Source organism: Corallococcus sp. AB038B (assembly GCF_003668955.1).
In the GTDB taxonomy this organism is placed as follows: domain Bacteria; phylum Myxococcota; class Myxococcia; order Myxococcales; family Myxococcaceae; genus Corallococcus; species Corallococcus exiguus.
In genome coordinates, this window is sequence record NZ_RAWO01000011.1 from 347161 (window position 1) to 367019 (window position 19859).

At 68.5% G+C, this 19859-nt stretch carries 16 protein-coding genes and 2 pseudogenes; 12 read left to right on the forward strand and 6 right to left on the reverse strand.

The window, feature by feature from the left end; genetic code table 11:
- Positions 1-13 precede the first annotated feature (13 nt).
- Complete coding sequence (locus D7Y04_RS33160) at positions 14-937, forward strand: hypothetical protein (protein WP_147454685.1); 924 nt, start codon at positions 14-16, stop codon at positions 935-937.
- 19 nt (positions 938-956) lie between these two features.
- Here D7Y04_RS33160 and D7Y04_RS33165 read toward each other — a convergent pair whose 3' ends face one another.
- Both D7Y04_RS33165 and D7Y04_RS33170 read right to left on the reverse strand, forming a co-directional pair.
- Entirely contained in the window at positions 957-2129 is a 1173-nt protein-coding gene (locus D7Y04_RS33165) for a hypothetical protein (protein WP_233601678.1), read from the reverse strand.
- 65 nt (positions 2130-2194) lie between these two features.
- On the reverse strand, positions 2195-2938 hold the full coding sequence (locus D7Y04_RS33170) for a hypothetical protein (protein WP_121761897.1): 744 nt from the start codon (positions 2936-2938) through the stop codon (positions 2195-2197).
- 811 nt (positions 2939-3749) lie between these two features.
- On the opposite strand from D7Y04_RS33170, the gene D7Y04_RS33175 reads away from it, so the two are divergent.
- Both D7Y04_RS33175 and D7Y04_RS33180 read left to right on the forward strand, forming a co-directional pair.
- Positions 3750-4478 (forward strand): hypothetical protein, encoded by a 729-nt coding sequence (locus tag D7Y04_RS33175; RefSeq protein ID WP_147477245.1) that lies wholly within the window; start codon positions 3750-3752, stop codon positions 4476-4478.
- 104 nt (positions 4479-4582) lie between these two features.
- Positions 4583-5986, forward strand: coding sequence for an amidohydrolase family protein (locus D7Y04_RS33180; RefSeq protein WP_121761899.1), 1404 nt, complete (start codon positions 4583-4585; stop codon positions 5984-5986).
- A gap of 12 nt (positions 5987-5998) precedes the next feature.
- On the opposite strand, the gene D7Y04_RS33185 is transcribed toward D7Y04_RS33180, so the two are convergent.
- A complete protein-coding gene (locus D7Y04_RS33185; RefSeq protein ID WP_158627633.1) occupies positions 5999-6724 on the reverse strand; it encodes a TetR/AcrR family transcriptional regulator in 726 nt (241 codons plus the stop codon).
- A 350-nt stretch (positions 6725-7074) separates the two neighbouring features.
- On the opposite strand from D7Y04_RS33185, the gene D7Y04_RS33190 reads away from it, so the two are divergent.
- The 7 genes from D7Y04_RS33190 to D7Y04_RS33225 all read left to right on the forward strand — a co-directional run bounded on the left by D7Y04_RS33190 (position 7075) and on the right by D7Y04_RS33225 (position 15676).
- The gene (locus tag D7Y04_RS33190) at positions 7075-8481 is read left to right on the forward strand and encodes a M12 family metallopeptidase (protein WP_121761901.1); all 1407 of its coding nucleotides are present in this window, start codon (positions 7075-7077) and stop codon (positions 8479-8481) included.
- A 526-nt stretch (positions 8482-9007) separates the two neighbouring features.
- Entirely contained in the window at positions 9008-9970 is a 963-nt protein-coding gene (locus D7Y04_RS33195) for a Circumsporozoite protein (protein ID WP_121761902.1), read from the forward strand.
- Between the two features lie 90 nt (positions 9971-10060).
- Positions 10061-11194 (forward strand): tetratricopeptide repeat protein, encoded by a 1134-nt coding sequence (locus tag D7Y04_RS33200; RefSeq protein ID WP_233601679.1) that lies wholly within the window; start codon positions 10061-10063, stop codon positions 11192-11194.
- 241 nt (positions 11195-11435) lie between these two features.
- Positions 11436-12161: a hypothetical protein gene (locus D7Y04_RS33205; protein WP_147476081.1), complete on the forward strand. Its 726-nt coding sequence runs from the start codon at positions 11436-11438 to the stop codon at positions 12159-12161.
- An 88-nt stretch (positions 12162-12249) separates the two neighbouring features.
- Entirely contained in the window at positions 12250-13431 is a 1182-nt protein-coding gene (locus tag D7Y04_RS33210) for a hypothetical protein (protein WP_147477246.1), read from the forward strand.
- 264 nt (positions 13432-13695) lie between these two features.
- Positions 13696-15003, forward strand: coding sequence for a leucine-rich repeat domain-containing protein (locus D7Y04_RS33220; protein WP_121761906.1), 1308 nt, complete (start codon positions 13696-13698; stop codon positions 15001-15003).
- 265 nt (positions 15004-15268) lie between these two features.
- On the forward strand, positions 15269-15676 hold the full coding sequence (locus D7Y04_RS33225; protein ID WP_199749772.1) for a hypothetical protein: 408 nt from the start codon (positions 15269-15271) through the stop codon (positions 15674-15676).
- Between the two features lie 136 nt (positions 15677-15812).
- Here the strand turns inward: D7Y04_RS33225 and D7Y04_RS33230 are convergent, their stop codons facing one another.
- Positions 15813-16700: a LysR family transcriptional regulator gene (locus D7Y04_RS33230; RefSeq protein WP_121761907.1), complete on the reverse strand. Its 888-nt coding sequence runs from the start codon at positions 16698-16700 to the stop codon at positions 15813-15815.
- 138 nt (positions 16701-16838) lie between these two features.
- Between D7Y04_RS33230 and D7Y04_RS33235 the strand changes: the two genes are divergently transcribed.
- Positions 16839-17537, forward strand: a complete 699-nt coding sequence (locus D7Y04_RS33235) for a DUF2306 domain-containing protein (protein WP_121761908.1) — start codon at positions 16839-16841, stop codon at positions 17535-17537.
- Between the two features lie 45 nt (positions 17538-17582).
- On the opposite strand, the pseudogene D7Y04_RS33240 reads toward D7Y04_RS33235, so the two are convergent.
- Positions 17583-17768, reverse strand: a pseudogene (locus D7Y04_RS33240) (IS3 family transposase); the annotation flags it as partial.
- A 118-nt stretch (positions 17769-17886) separates the two neighbouring features.
- A complete protein-coding gene (locus D7Y04_RS33245; RefSeq protein WP_233601680.1) occupies positions 17887-18891 on the reverse strand; it encodes a hypothetical protein in 1005 nt (334 codons plus the stop codon).
- A gap of 498 nt (positions 18892-19389) precedes the next feature.
- On the opposite strand from D7Y04_RS33245, the pseudogene D7Y04_RS46960 reads away from it, so the two are divergent.
- Positions 19390-19641: pseudogene (locus D7Y04_RS46960) on the forward strand (IS3 family transposase); the annotation flags it as partial.
- Between the last annotated feature and the right edge of the window lie 218 nt (positions 19642-19859).

Here is a 19859-nt window from a genome sequence, read left to right on the forward strand (position 1 = left end):
ACAGCCGATGAACATGGACCGTCCTGTCCTATGCCTTGCCTTCCTATCGCTGCTGTGTGGCTGCCACATCGTGCCAGACATCGTGCGATGGGACAGGAACGTGAATCTCGAAAAGACGCGAGGCATTGTCTTGAATTACAAGCAAGTGCCCGCCGAGCTTTATGCGGAACCGTTCAGGATCGAGTTCAGCAAGTATCTCCAGCAGATGTCCAATGGGCAGGTGGAGCTGGACGCGGTCAACACCTATACTGTCGGCGACTACAAGAAGACGAGCCGGTGCCACCCCCAGAGTGAATACTCAAACTTCATCACTCCCAGCTGCCTCTTCGCCAACGCCTGGTTTGGCGTCTATCTGATTTTCGATGATGCACCGGGGCGTGGTCGCGCGTTCATCCTGAAGAGTCCTCAAGGTGCTCCAGACGACCTTGACAATCTCAATCCAGAGGCCATCCGACGGATTCCCGAACTGGATCAAAAGCTGATTGTCTACTCAAGTCACGAAGGCCAGAAGAACTATTCCTGGACCGACTTCGAGAGGGACTTCTACTTCAGGCCCGTTGAGCAACCAGAGCCGCAGCAGGTGACCGACCCGCACAACCGGAAATGGTTGAAGCAGACGGGAGACTACACGACCATCGCCGCGCTGACGGACACCCAGAAGACAAACATGGGGACTTTCTCCTCGATCCGAGCCTACACGGGGCTCCCCACCCAACAAGTCTATGCGACAGTTGCGCCCTGGTATCCCATCACGATCCGGGGCTCGGTTCTCACCCGCTACTTCGAATGCCCCCGGAGCCGTTTTTGGGCGCTGGTGTACTACAACGGAAGCTCCTTTTCCTCGAAGACGGGAGACACCATCAACAACACAGACAATCCTGAACTCTGGCAGGAGTTCCAACAAATGTTCGAGGCATTGGAATTGAGGTGCCAGTAGCGCTCGCAGAACTGCCGGCCTACAGCCCTACCTGGAGCAGGAGGATGAGGCGCGAGAAGGAGTCCGTGCCCTCCCGCAGCGCCGGATAGTGGTCCCAGCTGAGCGCGGCCCCCAGCGGACCGAAGTGCAGGTCCGCGAGGAGCCGCAGGCCCGGCCTGGCTTCGGGGCGCACCTGCACCGGCACACCCAGGCCGAGCCCGAAGCTCGGGATGATGAGGACCTGGGGCGTCGCATACTGCGTGAGCGGCGTGAGGACGAGCTGCTCTCGAAAGTCCGTCTCCACCGAGAGCGAATGCAGGAAGGACTCGGGTGCGGCGAACTGGTAGCCGAGCCGTGCCATGAAGCGGGAACCGTCCCCGAGCCGTGCGCCCAGGCCCAGCTGTACACCGCCCGGAATCCACCACGGCTGGGGCTTCGTCAGCGTGACGTTGAGCCACTCGGGCGCGCTCTCCGCCGTGAGGCTCCGCTCCGCCACCACCTGCTCGCCCTCGTGCCGAAGCCGCCAGCCCGTGGCCACCGGGAGCGTGCGCGCGGATGCGTCCGGGCTGCTGCCCACCTCCCACGCGGAAGGGACACGCACCGTGACGTGGAGCGTGGGGTTGCCCGCCCAGGTCCGGATGGGCCCCAGCAGATAGTCGATGTCCCAGTGCGCGGCCCGCGCCGGACTGGGGGACAGCAGTGCGTGGCGCGACTGGACCGCGGGCCACACGTACCCCGAGGGCAGGAAGCGCCGCTCGAGCTGCATCAGGCCGCGCACCACCAGCTCCCCTTCCCGCCCGGGCGGAAGCGTGAGGGTGAAGCCGAAGCGCTCCACCAGGGAAGGCGCGGGCCTTCCGAACGCATCCTCCGGCGTGGGGCCCATCGAGGCCGCCTGCCCCTCTGTCACCGGGAGGGGCTCCTCGTCGAATCGCACGCGGACCTCGCGCGTACGGAGTCCCAGGAAGGCGGCATCGATGACCTCCGCCTCGGGGGTCCCGTTGCGCAGCTGGTAGCGCGCCTCGAAGCGGCAGACCGCCTCCTGCTCCGCCTCCGCGCAATCGAAGTCCAGCTTCTCGCTGAGCACCTCCGTGCGCGTGCTCGCGGTTCCCGGTGACAGGGTGAAGGTCGCTGGCGTACGCGTGGAGGCGGCCACGTTGGCGGCAGCGGGCAATGCAGCGAGGAGACACACGAGGGACGCAAGGCGGACCGCCATGTCCGCCAGTGTCGCTCAAATCCGCGGGAGCACCGAGGCGGTCCCTTCGGAACGGAGCCGCTCGCTCAGAGTTCCACGTCGTAGGCGGCGGCCATCCGGTCGGCGAAGTTCTGGATGTCGGGCGGCGTGTCCGCGTCCAGCGTCACGCGGATGCGCCGCCCCGCGACGACGTAGGTGACCGACCGGGTCTGCGCGTCATGCATGAAGGGCCGAGGAAACGACGGACCGCTCTCCGCCGGGAGCCGGCTGGCCGCGATGAGCAGCGTCGTGAGCCGATGGACGTCCGAGCCTCGCGAGTCGTGCTCGCGGGGACGACGCACCTCGAACCGGCCATCCGCGAAGACCTCGAGATTGAAGTGCCGCGTGTTGGGCATCCCCGGGGACTTCGACAGCTCGAGCACGACGTCGTCCGCCGGATGGGCGTCCGCGGACAACGACCGTCCCGCCTCCACCTGAGACTGGAGCAACGGAGAGAAGCGGATGAAGTCCGCGAGCGAGCCTTCAACCACTTCGGTCCATTCGCCACGCGACCAACCGTCCACGCCTTCGAGACGGTAGAAGAGCGCATCGACGTACCAATGCCGCTCATCCTTCCAGGCGACGACGACGTGCGAGCGCGGAGACGCGGCTTCGAGAAGCGTGGTGAACGAGCGCCGCTCCGACTCGCCATGACTGTTGTAGCCGTCGAGACTCCGCGGGAAGAACGCCTTCCTCAGGAAGTCGAAGCCATTGGACTGCGCATCGAAGTACGAGCCCAGCGTCGTCGTGGGCTTCTCTTCGTGAAAGTACGGAAGAAAAGACAGCTTCACGAAAAGGGGATCCACTCCCTCTGGAGGCACGAGTTCGCACCGCTCGACGACGGGCTGACCTCCCCCTGGCGCGCCGGTGTCACGAACGGCCTCACGGTAGAGTTCGAATCGAGGGGTCGAAGGCTGCTTCACGGGCGCACCTGTCCTTGGGTTCGTGGCCGCCGGACACATTGCCATGCACCTGAGCCCGGCGGCCAGGTGAGCGCTCAGTGGATGAAGCACAGCGGCCCGCCCTGTACGCTCGGGGCGGGCCACCTTGGCAGAACGAGCGGTGTCAGCAGATGCCGTCGCGGGATGCGCAATAGCTGACGCAAATGGCAGGCGAAGTGGGGCTGCGGCATTCGCTGCCGTCGCAACAATACACGATGATCCAGGAAGCATTCTTCGTGTCCGCGCTGGACGAGGCGCACTGCTCCTCGCACGTGGCAGCGGAGCCGGTGCACGTGGTGCCGTTGGCGCACGACATGTAGACCTCTCCGTCGGACGTGCCCCCACAGCCCGCCACCATCCCTGCTGCCATCAGTCCCGCGATGATTGCCTTGCGCATGGTTCGATGTCTCCTGAATGGGGTACTGCGCGGAGCATGGTAGGCGGGGGTTCCCGCTCTGGAAAGAGGTTACTCCGGACGCATCATCAAAGCGCCCCGGTCAGCCCGGTGCTTGTCGTCCCCATCTGGAGTCTGTTGTTACAGCTCCGGGCAAGAAAACCACCCAGGAGAAACGGACGCTCAAGACAGTCTTCAGGACCGCGCTCAAATGGGGCGCCTCTGTTAGGCTGGTCGCATGGTCCTCCTGCTCCCAGAACCCTGCACATGACCGACCCTGCTTCTTCGCGGGCCGTGCTCCGTTGCACTGCCTGCCGGCTTCCGATTGTCCGAGCCTACTTCCAGGTGAACCACCACCTGATGTGCCCGAAGTGCCGGAAGGAGGTGGAGGCGGCGAGCACCGGTGGCTCCACGACACTGCGTCTCCTGAAGGCGGGAGTGTTTGGCTTGGGCGGAGGCATCGCCGGGGCAGCGGTGTATTGGTGGGTGGGCCTGACGGGCTACACCCCGGGACTCCTCCTCATCCTGGTGGGATGGCTGGTGGGCACCGCCGTGTTCAAGGGCTCGGAAGAACGCGGAGGGCTCGTCTACCAGCTGCTCGCGGTGCTGCTGACGTATCTGGCGGTGGGGGCTGCGCGCGTGCCGGAGGTGAACGCGCGCAGCAAGGCGGAGTCCGAGAAGATGCCTCGCCGCGTGAGCTCGCGCGTGTTCGACAGGCACCATGACAGCTTCATCCATCGGACCTTTTCGCCAGACATGGGGGACGCGATGTCCCGCGAGGAGGTCGTGGTCACCGCGATCCTCCACACATCGATCGCCGTCGTGAGAGGTCCTGCCTACGAGGCCTGGCACAGTCCCGTGTCGGCGCTCATCTACGGTTGCGCGCTGTACGTGGCCTGGCGCCGCAACAAGCGCGCCGTGTTGAGCGTGGTCGGTCCGTTCCAGTGGGCCAGCGTGTCCCCTGCGCCCGCGAGCGAGGCAGCGCCAGGAAGCTGAGGCCTCCCTGTCAGTAACCCTCCACTGCCATCCCCTCGGGAAGCCATCCCGGGCCCAGAAGGTATACAGTGTATACCCGCTGGGCCTGACAGGAGGAACACCGCATGGGCGACCGATGGCTGCTACGTGGGGCGGAAGTCATCACCTGCGACCCCGAACACGCGGACCTGCCGCGAGGTGACGTCCTGGTTGAGGACGGGCGCATCGTCGCGATGGGTCCCCAGTTGCACGCCGGGGACTGTCGCGTCGTCGACCTGCGCGGGAAGCTGCTCCTGCCCGGCCTCATCGATGCGCACCGGCACACGTGGCAGACGCCACTGCGCGCCCTGGGGGCGGACTGGACGGTGATGGACTACCTGGCGGCGGTGCGCGTGAAGCTGTCGCCCGCGTTCCAGCCGGAAGACCTGCATGCCGCCAACCTGGCCGGGGCGCTGGAGGCCCTGGACGCGGGCATCACCACGCTCGTGGACTATTCGCACTGCGTGGAGTCCCCCGCGCACGCGGACGCCGCGCTCACGGCGCTGGAGGACTCCGGCATCCGGGCCCTCTTCGCCTACGGCTACGCGGCGGGTCCCCAGGAGAGCACCTCGCTGCCGACCCCCGCGAGCCGGATCCAGGACGCCCGGCGCCTGCGCTCCACCCGGCTGGCCTCCGACAGCGGGCTGGTCCGCATGGGCGTCGCGCTGACGGAGATGCAGGTGCCCTGGGAGCAGAGCCGGGCGGAGCTCCTCTCCGCGCGCGAGCTGGGCGTCCCCATCACCGCCCACTGCTCCGCGTGGCCCGTGTCGGGCCCGAGCGAAGTGCGGCGGATGGCGGACGAAGGCCTGCTCGGTCCGGACGTGCTCTTCGTCCACTGCACGTGGAGCTCCGACGAGGACCTGCGGCGCATCGCCGACAGCGGCGGCGCCGTCGCGGTGACGCCGGAGACGGAGCTTCAGATGGGCATGGGCTTCCCCGTCACCGGACGCGCGCTGCGCGCGGGGGTCCGGACGACGCTCGGCTGCGACGTCGTCTCCAGCAACGGCGGGGATCTGTTCACCGCGATGCGGCTGGCCCTCCAGGTGGAGCGGGCCCGGGCCCATGAGAAGGACGGGCTGTCCCGGGTCCTCGCGCTCAAGGCCGCTCGCATGCTGCCGATGGTGACGCTCGACGCCGCGGAGGCCCTGGGGCTGGGACGCGTGACGGGCTCGCTGCGGCCGGGCAAGGACGCGGACCTCATCGTCCTCGGCTCCGATGCGCTGAACCTGACGCCGCTCAACCGTCCCCGCGACGCGGTGGTGCTCCAGGCGCATGCGGGCAACGTCGAGTCGGTGATGGTGCGCGGACGGTGGGCGAAGTTCCAGGGCGCCCTGGTGGACGTGGACCTGGCCACGGTCCGGCGCCGGGTCATCGAGGCCCGCGACGCGGTGCTCGCCCGGGTGGGAGGGCCGGACACACTCCTGGGCGGACGGGAGGACCTCTCCGCGCACTGGGACATGGGAGGCGCTGGCGGCACGAAGGACGCGTGACGCGATGCCCACTCAGCGCTGGCGGGGGCGCTTCCGCGCGGGGACCCGCCGTGCGTCGATGCGCCGCTGGATGCCCTCCAGCATGAAGCCGAGGCTCTGCTCGAACTCCCGCTCCACGTCGGTGGCCCGCATGTGCGGCACGCTGTGGGCAAGCCCCGGGTAGTCCCTGGCGGGAAGCGCCTGGGCCGCCGCGAAGAACCGCTCGAACGGCGGCGGCGTCCCCGGTGGCCCCACGTCCCACGGCTCCTGCCGGCGGATGGCTCCGGCCAGCCAGGAGAAGAACGTGTTGTGCAGCGCCCCCGCCTCCTTCCACGGGATGCCGGCGGCGTGAAGTCCGCTCACCGTCCGGTCGAGGATGACGAGCGCCGTGTGGACGACAGGGCCCTGCTCCAGCAGGAACTCCATCAACCCCGGGTGCGCCAACCCCACGGCGCGCAGACGGCCCGCGAGCAGCCGGAGCCACGCCACCGGATCCTGTGGCTCCGCGGGCAACACCAGACGTTGCTCCGGGGGCAACACCAGACGTCGCTCCACAGGCAACACCACGGCCTGGAGGATGGTCTCGGCGCACAGGAGTACAAGTGCATCCCGGTTCGCGACATGCTTGTATATCGCCATGGGCGTGACCCGGAGCCGTTCGGCCAGCGTCCGCATGGAGAGCTGTCGCAACCCCTGTTCCTGGACGAGCGCGACGGCGGTCCGCACCACGGTGTCTCGCGACAGCCGCGGCCGACGCACACGTTCTCCTCGAGGACTGCTCGCGCGGAAGGTCATGCGACGGAGCATATCCCGTCCGCCAGGAGCGACCGTGATTCACAAATGAAACGCCCTCCTCAAACCCTGCATCCAGATAATTTCCCGCAGACACTGAATTGACATCACTTCACTTCAAGTGCGTCAGTCTTCATGCCAGGATGTGTCTTGTCGCGCCCGGGGATGCGTGGGCCATACAGGCCCCGTCCGAGGAGTGGGCGGACGCAAGAGGGGAAAACATGTTCACTGAAAACACGCATCGCCCAGGGGGGGCGCTGCTCTTGGCGCTCGGGCTTGGCGCATGGGCTGGCTGTGGAAGCGCGCCGGAGGCGTCCATGCCTTCCGAGCAGACACCGCCGGGAGAGCTGCGGCACAGCGAGGCCGAGCTCTACGTGGCGTCCTCCACCCTCTGGTGGCCGCTGACCATCCCCGTGTGTTGGGAGAACCCGGCCGCGGGCAACGCCACCCAGCGGCAATGGGTGCGCGACGCGGTGACGCGCACGTGGGAGGCGAACTCGAGCGTGCGCTTCTACGGCTGGGGGACATGTCCGTCCTCGTCCAGCGGCGTCCGCATCAACATCAGCGACGAGGGCCCGCACGTGAAGGCGCTGGGCAACGGCCTCAACGGCAGGGCCCAGGGCATGGTGCTGAACTTCACGTTCGCCAACTGGAGCCCGTCGTGCGCCAGCAGCCTCAAGTACTGCATCGACGCCATCGCGGTGCATGAGTTCGGCCACGCGCTGGGCTACGCCCACGAGCAGAACCGTCCGGACCGGCCCTCCACCTGCACCGAGCCCGCGCAGGGCTCCTCGGGTGACTGGCTCATCGGACCGTGGGACCTGGCCTCCGTGATGAACTACTGCAACCCGGCCTGGAACGGGAATGGCAACCTGAGCGCCACGGACGTCCAGGGCGCGAAGATCACCTACGGCATCCCCTGGGAGTCGCTGGGCGGCGGCTTGTCCTCCGGCCCGGCGGCTTCGTCCTGGGGCGCGAACCGGCTGGACGTGTTCGTCCGGGGCCTGGACAACCAGATGCACCACCAGTACTGGGCGGGCGCGGGCTGGAGCGGCTGGGGCCTCCACCCGGGCGTCATCACCTCCGACCCGGCGGCGGTGAGCTGGGGCTCCAACCGCATCGACGTGTTCGCGCGCGGCGCGGACAACTCCATGCTCCACAAGGCGTGGGATGGCTCCTCCTGGAGCCCCTGGTATTCGCAGGGCGGCGGCTTCAACTCCGGCCCGGCCGTGGCGTCCTGGGGCGCGAACCGGCTGGACGTGTTCGGCCAGGGCCTGGACAACCAGCTCTACCACCAGGCCTGGACGGGCTCGGGCTGGACGTCGTGGACGGTGATTCCGGGCGTCGTGACGTCGGATCCGGCCGCGGTGAGCTGGGGACCCAACCGCATCGACCTGTTCGCCAAGGGCTCCGACAACAGCTTCCTCCACAAGTACTGGAATGGCACGGCCTGGAGCGCCTGGGGCTCGCTGGGCGGCACCTTCACCTCCGCTCCGGCGGCGGTCTCTCGCGGCGTGAACCAGTTGGAGGTGTTCGGCCGGGGCCTGGACAACAGCCTCTGGGTCAACACGTGGACGGGCTCCAGTTGGACCGGCTGGAACTGGCTCGGCGGTGAGATGACCTCCACGCCCGATGTCGCGAGCTGGGGTCCCGGCCGGATGGATGTCTTCTATCGCGGCACGGACAACACCCTGCGGCACTCCTGGTACGTCAACGGCTGGTAGCTCCCCGCCGTCGCCGGAGCCCGTGGACCCTCATGGGCTCCGGCACGGGGGCCACTTCAGCCGACGGGGTGTTGAGCCACAGGCAGTCGCGCTGCGCCAGAAGCCCATGATCCTGCTGTCCTGGGTCTGGGCCGGACACGGACGCGGGGCTCCTGTAACCGGCCCTCGCCCCGCCGCGTATCCCTCCTCGCGACACCTGGAAGGGGCCGGAGGGACTCTCAACGACCGAGAGTCGCCCACTCCACTCAACATTCCACCCATGAGGTTTGTCCGTTCAGGACGAGGCCCGGGGGAAGCCATGTGTCCCACGATTCCCCTCTTATTTTGACGCGACGCCCTATTGCCCGGGCACCGACCATTAAACATTTCAATCGAAATCTTGGAGTCCATCCCACCCCACTGGAATCCGGCCGGGGATTTCTTACAAAGTGATGGGGGTGCGGAAACTTCCGGACGGGGTTGGGGAGAATGGGAAAAAACGGTCGCCATTCCGGGCACCGTTCCCATCGAACTCCGGAGTCCGCCCATGACCGCGCCCATCGGCTACCGCCCGCTTCCGCCGCCCCCGCCGCCTCCGAAGCCCGTCGCGCCGCCCCCCGCGAAGCCGACGACGCAGCAGCAGCCCGGGACGCAGCCGAACGTCTCCACGCAGTCGCAGGGCAACGTGCAGACGCCGTCGCGCAACGTGCTGAGCGGCCAGTCCAGCTTCGAGGCGGGCGGCTCGCGCGCCGAGGTCAACGGCACCGGCCCCGGCGGCATCAACACCAACGCCTACGTCCAGGGCCCGACGTTCAGCGCGGACGCGTCCGTGGACGCGGACATCGGCCTGTCCGGCATCGACGTGAACGTGCAGGTGGACGTGTCCGCCAACCTGGTGGAAGCGGGCGCCAGCGCCACCAAGACGGTGGAGTTCGAGATCGCCGGCGAGCAGTACTCCGTCGAGTTGGACCTGGAGGCGCTGGGCAAGATTGGCGCCGAGGGCTCCATCGACCTGGACCTGCACGTCGGCACCGACGGCAACGTGTCCCTCAACGCCGCCGCCTCCGGCTTCGCGGGCGCGCAGGCCAGCCTCACGGGCGGCATCGAGCTGAAGCACGAGGGTGACACCCTGGCCTCCGCCAGCATCACCGCCAGCGCCAGCGCCGGCGTGAGCGGCGACGCCCACGCGGACATCGGCCTGGACGGCGGCAACCTGGAGTTCGACGTCGGCGTGGAGGCCACGGCCGGCCTGGGCCTGGGCGTCGAGGTGGAGGGCTCCGTCAACCCCGGCAACATCCTCAAGGCGGTGGGCGAGACGGCCGCCGCGGCCGGTGGTGAGATCCTGGAGAACGTGGCCGAGGGCGCCATCAACGCGGGCGGCGCGGTGCTGGACGCGGCCGGAGATGTGTTCTCCGGCGCGGTGGATGCCGCGGGCGACCTCATCGAGGGCGCCGGCGATGTGGTCGGAGGCGTCAAGGACACTGTCGGGGGCTGGCTGGGCATCGGGTAGTCACCCGCGAGACCGCCCGGCCCCTTCAGGGCTGGGCTATCCTCCCGACCCATGGCCGTCTCCAAACAAGCATCCGCCGCGGCGCGTTTGATGAAGCAGGGCCTCCTCAAGGACGCCGCCATCGAATTCGAGCGCGCCCTCAAGCAGGATCCGAAGGACGCGGCCGCCCTGCTCGGGCTCGCGCGTCTGCGCCTCGCGCAGCATGACGAGCCCGCCGCGCGCGAGGTGCTCCAGCGGCTCGTGGCCCAGCACCCCACCCACCCCGAGGCGCTGAGCCACCTGGCCCGGCTCGACGCGGAAGGAGGCGACGCGAGGCAGCTCGCGGTGCTGGAGGCGCTCGCGGCCCAGCCCAAGGCGGGCTTCTTCGAGGTCGTCAACCACGGGCGCGCGCTGCTGGCGCACCACCAGTACCCCGCCGCCATCGCCGCGCTGGAGAAGGCGCTCGCCCTGCAGCCGGGAAACGCCCAGACGCTGACGTACCTGGGCATGGCGCTCCAGGGCGACAAGCAGCTCGACCGCGCCTTGAAGCGCTACCTGGAAGCGGCGGAGGCCAGCCGCACCGAACACCTGCCGCTGCTCTTGGCCGCGCGGGTGCAGGTGCTCAAGGACCAGGTGGGCGCAGCGCTCCAGACGCTCCAGAAGGCCATCCTGCGCAGCCCTCGCGAAACGGCCCTCATCCGGGAGTTCGCCACGCTGTGCTTCGTGGCAGGCGCGCCCGAGCCGGCCATCAAGGCCGCCATCGACATCCGCCTCCAGCAGCCGGACAACGCGGACGCCATCTATCTGCACGGGCTGGCGTCCTTCGTGGCCGGAAAGGACGCGGACGCGGACCGCATCCTGCGCGAGGCCCTGGCCAAGGTGCCGGACAACACCATGGTGCGCATCGCCCTGGCCAAGGTGCGCCGGCGGATGGGCGACGACGCGGAGGCCCAGAAGCTGCTGGAGGCCGCCCACGCCAGCGATCCGTCCGACGTGGGCGCGGCCAACGACCTGGCCGTGCTGCTGATGTCGAAGCCCGGGGGCGCGGCCAACGCTCGCGCGGTGCTGGCTCCGGCGCTCAAGGCGCACCCGGACGACGCGGGCCTGCACCTCAATCAGGCACTGGCGCTGGCGGACACCGACAAGGCCCAGGCCCGCACGCACGCGCAGAAGGCCCAGGCCAGCACCGACAAGCACATCCGCGAGCAGGCGGACCGGCTCGTGGCTGCGTTGGCCGGCAAGTAGCCACCCACGCTCGGGGCTGCTGTTCTCTTCGGCGGCCGCGCAATGGCGGCTGCCGTGACGGGTTGATCCCAAGCACCCCATCCGTGCAACAACCCGCGGGACATGAGCCCCGGGGACTGCGGCCTCGACAACCCCTCCACCAAGGCGTGTGGAGGCCTCGGGGTCCCCCCAAAATGAAACCGGGCTGGGAACGCTCGCTCAGAGGTGGCCACGGGCACATGATGTTCCCCGGAGGTCACACGTGAGGCGCAGGTGGCGACAAAGGGCGTTCGCGCAGGTGGTGATGGCGGTGCTGGCGGCAGGTTGCGGCACGTCGGATGGTTCAAAGCCCCCGGATGAGCTTCCCCGCGACTGCGTCCCCTCCGGCGGTGCCACGGGCGCCCCCGGAACCATCGAGGAGGCGGTGGCGCTCATCAACTCCCTGCCCCGCCCCACTTCCGTGGCCTGCCTCGTGGAGAGTCTGGACCGGCCCCTGCGGCTGAGTGCCACGGAGAGCGACTTCAGCGCGCAACCCGCGCATGGCCGGCGCAGCCCCCGCATCTTCCTGTTCTCGGGCTCCCTCATCCTCTCGGTCGTCCCCGACGGCCCGGGAGCGGAGGTCGTCGAGTTCAGCCAGCTCGACGCCTCCGGCCGCTCCATCAAGGGAGAACTGGCCTTCCCCATCGAAGCCGAGGTGCTCCCCGAGGCTCCGTACACGAAGGTCATGTTCCAGCCCGACCTCACGGTCTGCGCGTTCTGTCACGCGGACGAGAAGCCCGCGCATCGCGTGGGTAACGCGTGGGCCTACTCCTCCCAGGCGCTGCGCCCGGTGGACTCCTCGCTCGTCCCGATCGAAGAGCTCCGGCGGGAAGCCTCCACCTGCGACACCTCCGTCGAACCCGAGCGTTGCCGACTCCTTCAGGAACTCTTCGAGCACGGCTTGCCACGCGCTCACGCCTTTCCCTCGTCACTCCCGACCTTCCCCTGATTCATGCGTCGGTGGATTGGGCCGGACTCCAGAGTGCGCTGGCGCTGGGAAGGGCGCGATTTCACGGTGCAGAGCCGCTGAGGCGGGAGTGTTAGCGTTCCGCGCGATGAGCGGGCAAAAAGGGACGATTGTCGAGCTCAACCCCATCGACGCCCTCGGGTGGATCGAGCTCGACGAAGGCGGTCGGGTGCGCTTCGGCGGCACCGCGCTCAAGGGCTTCGCCGTGATCCCCTCGGTCGGCGCCCGGGTCGAGGTGCACGGCACCGTGCCGGGCTACAAGGGCGTGCCCAAGGCGGTGATGGTGACGCCGCTCGTCGTCGCGCCCGCGGCCACCGAGGAGCCCTGGGACGAGCCGGGCCGCGCGCAGAAGAAGACCCCATGGCCGACCTTCGTGCGCGAGCACCCGCGCTGGAGCGACGCCGCCGAGACCTGCGTGCCCTGCGCGCGCAAGGCGCCTCGCCCCGAGCTCCCCGAGCACCCGCTGTTCGCGCCCTGGCTCCGCGAGCTCCGCGAGACCGCGCCAACCTGCGTCGATCTGAAGGTGCCGCATTACCTGAAGCCCGAGCGCTTCGATCCCGGTCCCGGCGATTGCTTCGCGCACGGCTCCGTCGCCTGGCTCGACGAGCCGAGCTGGCCGAGCTGCGGCGTCTGCGCTCGCCCGCTGGAGATGTGCGTCCAGCTCACGCCGGCCGTGCTCGCGGACTTCCTCCCCGGCGGCCGCGGCCTCGCCGCGCTCTTCTGCTTTCACTGCGGCGTCGCGAAGAACAGCGATCCGCGCGTCGCGTACGTGCGCCTGGTGGAGCCGAGGCACCGCGTGACCGGCCCCGAGGCATGGCAATCGGCGTCGAGTGGCTGGCGGCGCGAGAGTCTGCGGGTGACCCCGGCCTCCCCGGCAACCGGGCTACCGCCGGCGATCTGGTACCGCTATCGCTCGGAGATCACGCCGGAGACCGCGTCGAGCGCGCTCTTCGGCTTCGATGCGCTCGATCTCGACGGGCCGTTCCCCAAGGGCTTCGATCCGGATCAGCTCGAGGAGGTCGGCGAGGAGTACGACGACTGGCTCGCGCAGCAGCGCGGCGGCGCGAGCTGGGGCGGAGCTCGCATCGGGGGCGTGGCGCGCTGGGATCAGGCCGACGCGACGCCGAGCTGCGCGCACGGCGAGATGCCGCACCTGCTCGACTACGGAGGCGGGCAGTTCCTCGATGGGGCGCTGCACGTGTTCTCGTGCCGCGAGCGGGTCTGCGAGCTGGCGTTCGTCGCGGAGTTCTGAGGCGCCTGCGCTCGAATGTCACTTGCTCCCTCAAGCAGGGGCGGAGCCGGGGCTGGAGGAGGAGAGCCCGGTCCAGGCTGCGACGGTGGAGTCGACGATGGAGCGCACGCCGTGATTGGATTGGGCGGGACTGCTGCGCCGGACGTTCGCGTTGGATGTCTTCGCCTGCCTCATCGTGCGTCGCGCCGCGGTTCCTCCTGGGCTCCTGAGGGATCCTCGCGGCGCTTCCATGGTGTGATGGCTCCCGGAAGGGAGCACCGGGACATGGTGGAGAAGCAGGACTGGGGGAGGGATGCCTCCGCGCAAGAAGTGTGGGCCCACGTGGAGGCGGCGGGGACGCCCGGATGGCGGCACGAGCTGGCCTCCTGGTGGCGGGGAGTCTCCGAGAAGGGCGTCCTCTTCCACGAGGGAGACCTGGAGGCCGACTCGCTTGTCATCGGCCCCCGGCCGCTCGTTGTCTCTGGCAGCGTCCGGCTGAAGGGCCTGCTCGAGGACGGCCACGCGGCGGACCACACCCTCCTGGTGGTGCTGGGAGATTTGGAAGTGGAGAACGTGGCGACGTTCTCCGCCATGTTCATCGCGGGCAACGTCCGGATCCGGGGGCTGCTCTTCGGCGACTCGTATGGGGATGACGTCTTCTGTGTCGGCGGAGGGCTGAAGGCGCGCGCCCTCGTTGAGCAGCACCACCACCTCCGGGTGTTTGGCCCGCTGGACGTGGACGCGCTCGTGGGCGACAAACTCACCGCGACGGAGAAGCCCCGCAGGAAGCTGGAGCCGCACGAGGCGCTCCTGCCGGGGGCCTTCACCGTGGAGGACGAGGACGAGGGCGACGTCACCGACTCGACGGTGGACCGGAAGGGGCTCCTCACGAAGCTGCGAGCGGGGAAGCCCCTGCTGGCGGACACCCGGCTTGGCCCCGTGGAGAAGGCCATCGCCGCCGTGAAGGAGCAGGCGGCGCGGGGCAAGAAGGCGACGCGACTGGGGCTCGCGCAGAAGAAGCTGAAGGCCATCCCCGAGGAGGTTTTCTCCCTCACCGGGCTGGAGAGCCTCAATCTGGACACCAACGACATCGCGGAGATTTCCCCGCGCATCGGCGAGTTGCAGGCACTGAAGAACCTCAGCCTGGAGAGCCTGCCGCTGACGACGCTTCCGGCGGAGCTCTGCAGCCTCCCCGCGCTGAAGAAGTTGAGCCTTCGCTACTGCAACAACCTCACCCGGCTCCCAGACGCGTTCGGCGAGCTGGAGGCACTGGAGGAGCTGTACCTGGACGCGATGGCGCTGGAGGGCTTCCCCGAGGTGCTGACGCGGCTGCCTCGGCTGAAGAAGCTCTGGTTCTGGCGCTTCTTCAAGATGACACCGGGCCGGGTCCAGGTCCTGGTGGATGGGATTGGGCGGCTGTCGACGCTGACGCACGCCGGCTTCTTCCAGGGGGAGCTGTCCGCGTTGCCGGGGGGACTCGCGCCACTCGCCCGGCTCAAGCAGTTCAAGCTGGGGCTGGACCGCGTCCCGGAGCCAGAAGTGAAGCGGCTGGAGGCGGCGCTGCCTGCCGGACGGCTGCACGTGGGGTACTGAACCGTTGAGGGGCGGCATGGCCCTCCGGGAGCTACGACGGCTTCGCGCCCCGGGGTGACATCCTGTCCCATGGGAAGATGGCTGCCCTGGGCGGCCATGTGTGGTCAGCGCTCAAGGGGCGCTCCCAGTGGGATGGCCCCATCAAGGACGATGCCAGGCCTCACAGCACCTCAGCCCAGCGGCGAAGCCTCTGCATCAGCACGCCGGTAGCTGGCAGGGCTTCGTCAGCGCCTACTCCCGTTTCCTCGGGGACGAGCTGTCCATCGTGGTGTTGATCAACTCCAACACCGCGAACCCCACGACGTTCGTGGACGGCATCGCGGCCATCGTGAACCCCGCGCTCGCGGTGCCTCCCCTGGCGCCCATTCCCGACGGGGAGCCGGCGATGACGGCGCGGTTCAAGGTGATGCTCGAACAGCTCCGGAACGGGACGCTGGATCCGGCGGGTTTCGCGTACGTCCCGAGCTGGTTCTTCCCGGAGGCCGTGCCGTACTACCAGGACCTGTTGCAGGACCTGGGACCGGCGGGGCCGCTCGTCCTGGCGAAGCGCGAAGTGCTGGGCGATGACCGCGTCTACACGTACCTGGTGAAGTTCGGGGCCGCGACCTGGCGCTACACGGTGGGCATCATCCCGGATGGCCGCGTGACCAGCCTCGGCCTGGCGAAGAACTGAGTCCGTCTGGCATCCCCGGCGGGGCATTCCAAACGCAGCCAGCGGCACCTGGTCAGGAGCCTGTCCGCAGTCCAGGAGGGTGACTTGAATCGGGATGAGGGGGCATGCGGCGGTGGCTGGAGGAGCGAGCCGTCACTCACCTCCCGAGCTCGGTCGCGAGCAGGTCGAACACCAGTCGGATTCGCTTGCTGGTGTTCAGCTCGCGGTGGGTCGTCAGCCAGATGGGAAGGACCCAGGGGGCGAGGCTGGGGAGGGCCCGCAGGACCAGCGGCTCGGCGTCTCCCACGCGCTCGGGAGCGACGCCCACGCCGATGCCCTGCTTGACCATCTCCCAGTGCACGAGGTGGTTCCCCGCCAGCACCGGGAAGTTCCGTCGCGTCAGGCTCAAGCCCAGCCCGTTCAGCCCGTCGAGCATGGCGTCGGTCCCACCAAATCCGATGAAGTCGGCGCGGCTCAGTGCCTTTGGCGTACGCGGGTTGCCGATGCGCGCAAGATAGCGGGTCGCCGCATACAGCCGCATCGGGTCGTCCCTGAGCCTGGTGGCGATGAGGTCGGGCTGGGTGGGGCGGAAGTTCCGGATCGCGATATCCGCCTCCCGTCGGCGCAGATCGACCGCGGTGTTGGTTGCGATGAGTTCGATGTCAATGCCTCGCGCCTCGCGCCGAAGCTTCTCCACGAGGGGCGGCAGCAGGAAGGCCGAGTAGATCTCGTTGGCCGTGATGCGGACCAGCCCGGTGACACTCTGCGATTGTCCGCCGGCCGCAAGCGAGACTCGCCCCGCGGCGTCGCCCATGGCTCGAACGTGGTCGAGTAGCTCTCGCCCGCTCGGCGTCAGCGCGAGGCTCCGTCCCACTCGCTCGAACAGCACCACGCCCAGCTCATCCTCAAGCGCGCTCACCTGACGTCCGAGTGTCGGCTGCGCCATGCCGAGCGCACGCGCCGCCGCCGTGAGCGAGCCCTCTTCGGCGGTGACCAGAAAGGCCCGCGCCCGATTCCAATCGAAATTGACCGTCCGCCATTCCATGCATTTTCGCATATCAAGTGAACGGAATCAGTCAATTCCGTCGGTAGTCGCGGAGGGCTATTTGTTCGCACGGGATGAGGCGTCGCCGTCGTCACGCGCGTTGCCCATCGTTCCAACACCGACAGGAGAAGAACCTCCATGACATCCGCCACCAAGGCCGAGCGGCTCGTGCCCGTTGCGCTGGTCGCGCTCTCGCTCGTGCCCATCCTGGCCGGCGCCGACCGTCTGGCCGAACTGGCGGGCGGCGCCGAGCTCACGCCGCACAACGCGCGGTTCTTCGCATCGCCCCTACCGGTGGTGCTGCACGTCCTCAGCGCCAGTGTGTATTGCGTCCTGGGTGCCTTCCAATTCGCCCCGGACTTTCGCCGTCGGCGGCCCGGCTGGCACCGCGTCGCCGGGCGGCTCCTGGTCGCGTGCGGCCTTGTGGCTGGGCTCTCGGGCTTGTGGATGACGCTGCGCTATCCCCGCGCCGAAGGCGACGGTGAGCTCCTCGACGGCCTGCGGATCCTGTTCGGCTCGGCGATGGTCCTGTCCCTCGCCTTGGGGCTGTCCGCGATCCTGCGGCGGGACGTGGGCGGCCACCGGGCCTGGTCGATTCGAGGCTACGCCATCGGTCTGGGCGCGGGCACACAGGTGCTGGTCTCCGTGCCCTGGTTCCTCATCGTCGGCACGCCGGACGAGTTCGCCAGAGCGCTGCTGTTGGGCGCCGGCTGGGTCATCAACCTCGCCGTGGCCGAGCGGCTCATTCGTCGACAAACCGCCCCTTCTGTGCGCGCTGCCGAGATGCGCGAGGTACGCGCCAGCGTCGGAAACGCCTCACGCCCGACACAGGGATAGGCGTGAAGTTGCCCCGGTTCCGCAGAGCGTTCCGCGCTTTCGCCCTCAAGCGGCAGCGCGGTGCTTCTTCTCGTAACCAGCGGGTGACTCGTAGTCGAGCGCGGAGTGGCGTCGGAGCGGGTTATCCCAGCCCTCGATGAAGCGGAAGGCGGCCATCCGCGCCTCGTCGTGAGACGTGGTGAAACGGCGGCGTGCGAGCAGTTCGCACTCGAGCGCGGCGAAAAAGCTCTCAACAATCGGCCTCGCAGAAATCCTGGATGGACGACGCCTTCCGAGGCGCCGACCACTCATCTACGCTCACTTCAACCAGGATGCGTTGCGATGACCGCTTGAAACCGCCGCGGGCCCGCTACAGCAGCCCGTCCAGCCAGGTGAGCTGCGCGTCAATCGTCTCTGAAATAGCGAGCGGCTGATCCGACGTGCTCGGGTCGGTGTACGGATTGCCAATCTCCTTGTGCTGCCACTTCACCCAGGTCTGCTTGTACCAGCCCCAGTCCAGGTCGGTGCCCGTCGAGGGAGGCGTGGCGCCCGCGTACCCGGAGAAGGCGCGGATGCCGGTGGCCGGCGCGACCTCCTGGCCCCCCACCACCTGATACAGGTGCAGCCGCTCGCGGCGGGGGAACTGGGAGGACAGGTTGGTGGCCCACGCGCCGTAGAACGTGCCCCAGGGGCGCACGGGGTTGTTCACCTTGGTGTCGAACGTGCCCAGCTCGCCCTGGCTGTTCCTGCACACGCCATCCAGCGACGACACGTAGACGGTGATGCCATCCAGCGCCGTGTTGGCGCGGAGCGCCTGGGCAATTCGCATCACCAGACACCCGCCGCGGGAGCTCCCCGCCAGGTAGATGGACCGCGTCTCGGGTCGGACCTGGGCCTGGAGCCAGTGGACGAACCCGTTGACGATGCGCTGCTTCGTGTCGCTGTCGAACAGGTGGTCGAAGTTGTTGTCGTTGACCACGGACAGGTGCGTCCTCCCCGCCGGAAACCAGCCCAGGGCATTGAGCTTCATTGCCAGGGAGCGGCCATCCAGGACCACGTTGGCGCAGGAGACGCCGTCGCAGGACGCGTCCCAGTTGGAGGACTGGCCTGTCACGCCGCTGGAGTGCCCGCTGCTTGAGATCTTCTGCCCGGCGGTCATGAAGACGATGGCCTCGCGCACGCTCGGGGCCTCCACCTGGGCGATGCGGATGGCGTGCAGCGTGCTGTCGGAGGCACCGGCCGCGCGGAACTGCTCGAAGCCCGGCGCCGCCTGGTAGCCACCGGAGGCGTCCTTGTAGACGACGCGCCGTGACACCACCGTCCGGCTGCTCCCGTTGGGATAGGCCAGCGCCTGGGATTGTGAGTCCAGGGTCACCTGGGGCTCTCCGGGCAAGTCCTCCGGCCCTGGCGGAGCACAGCCCGTGAGAGTGCCAACCAGCGCCAGGGCAACGCCTGCCCAGAGGGAGATGCGACGAGGGATACCCGAGGTGTGGACCATGGACTGCTCCTGGATTCTGGAGGGAGCCGCGCGGAGCGCAGCGGGGGGCATGTCAGACCAGAACCCGACCGTCAGCGAGTTGTTCGCCGCCGAAAAGTGGTCCTGTGCGACGTATGCCTCCCTCCATGCGGACGCAGGTGTGCGGTCGCGGTTCCACGCGCCGAGTCGGAGCTGGGAGGCGGCGGCGCCAGACACCGGGTCGGTGTCTGACGCGGAGCTCTCCGTTGACGACGGTGATCTTCGGGATTCGGAACCCCATTGCGATCCACGCGCCGAGGAGCTTGACGAGGAAGGAGAGCGATTGAGTCTTTTCTGTTCGGGACATCGTCGGGAAGCGCGGAGCCGGCCGGCAGGTCCCCGGTCATCGTCCGCAGTTGCTGGCAGGAGGCCGGTTGCCCCGAAGGGCTGGTGCTGCACTCGGACAACGGCGGCCCCATGAAGGGCGCCACCCTGCTGGCCACGCTGCAATGGCTGGGCATCACCCCGTCCTTCAGCCGGCCCCGCGTCTCGGACGACAACGCCTTTTCCGAGGCCCTCTTTCGTACCCTGAAGTACCGCCACTCCTTCCCCCACCGCGCCTTCGCCTCCAGCCAGGACGCGAAGGGGTGGGTGGCGCGTTTCGTCGCCTAAACCAGAGGTCGCGATTCCTGGGCGTCTGGTCTGCCGCTGGGGCCGAGTTTTCGGCCCCGGACGCCACCTGCCGATCGAGAATCGTGAGCGGTCGTTTACAACGGTGCTCACGAACGTGGATCGAGGCAGACGCAGGGCGTAGCCCTCGGTGGGCCCAGCCCATGCGTGACGAGCAAGGGCGCGCGCTCCGGAGCCCATAGATTGAGGCCATGGGC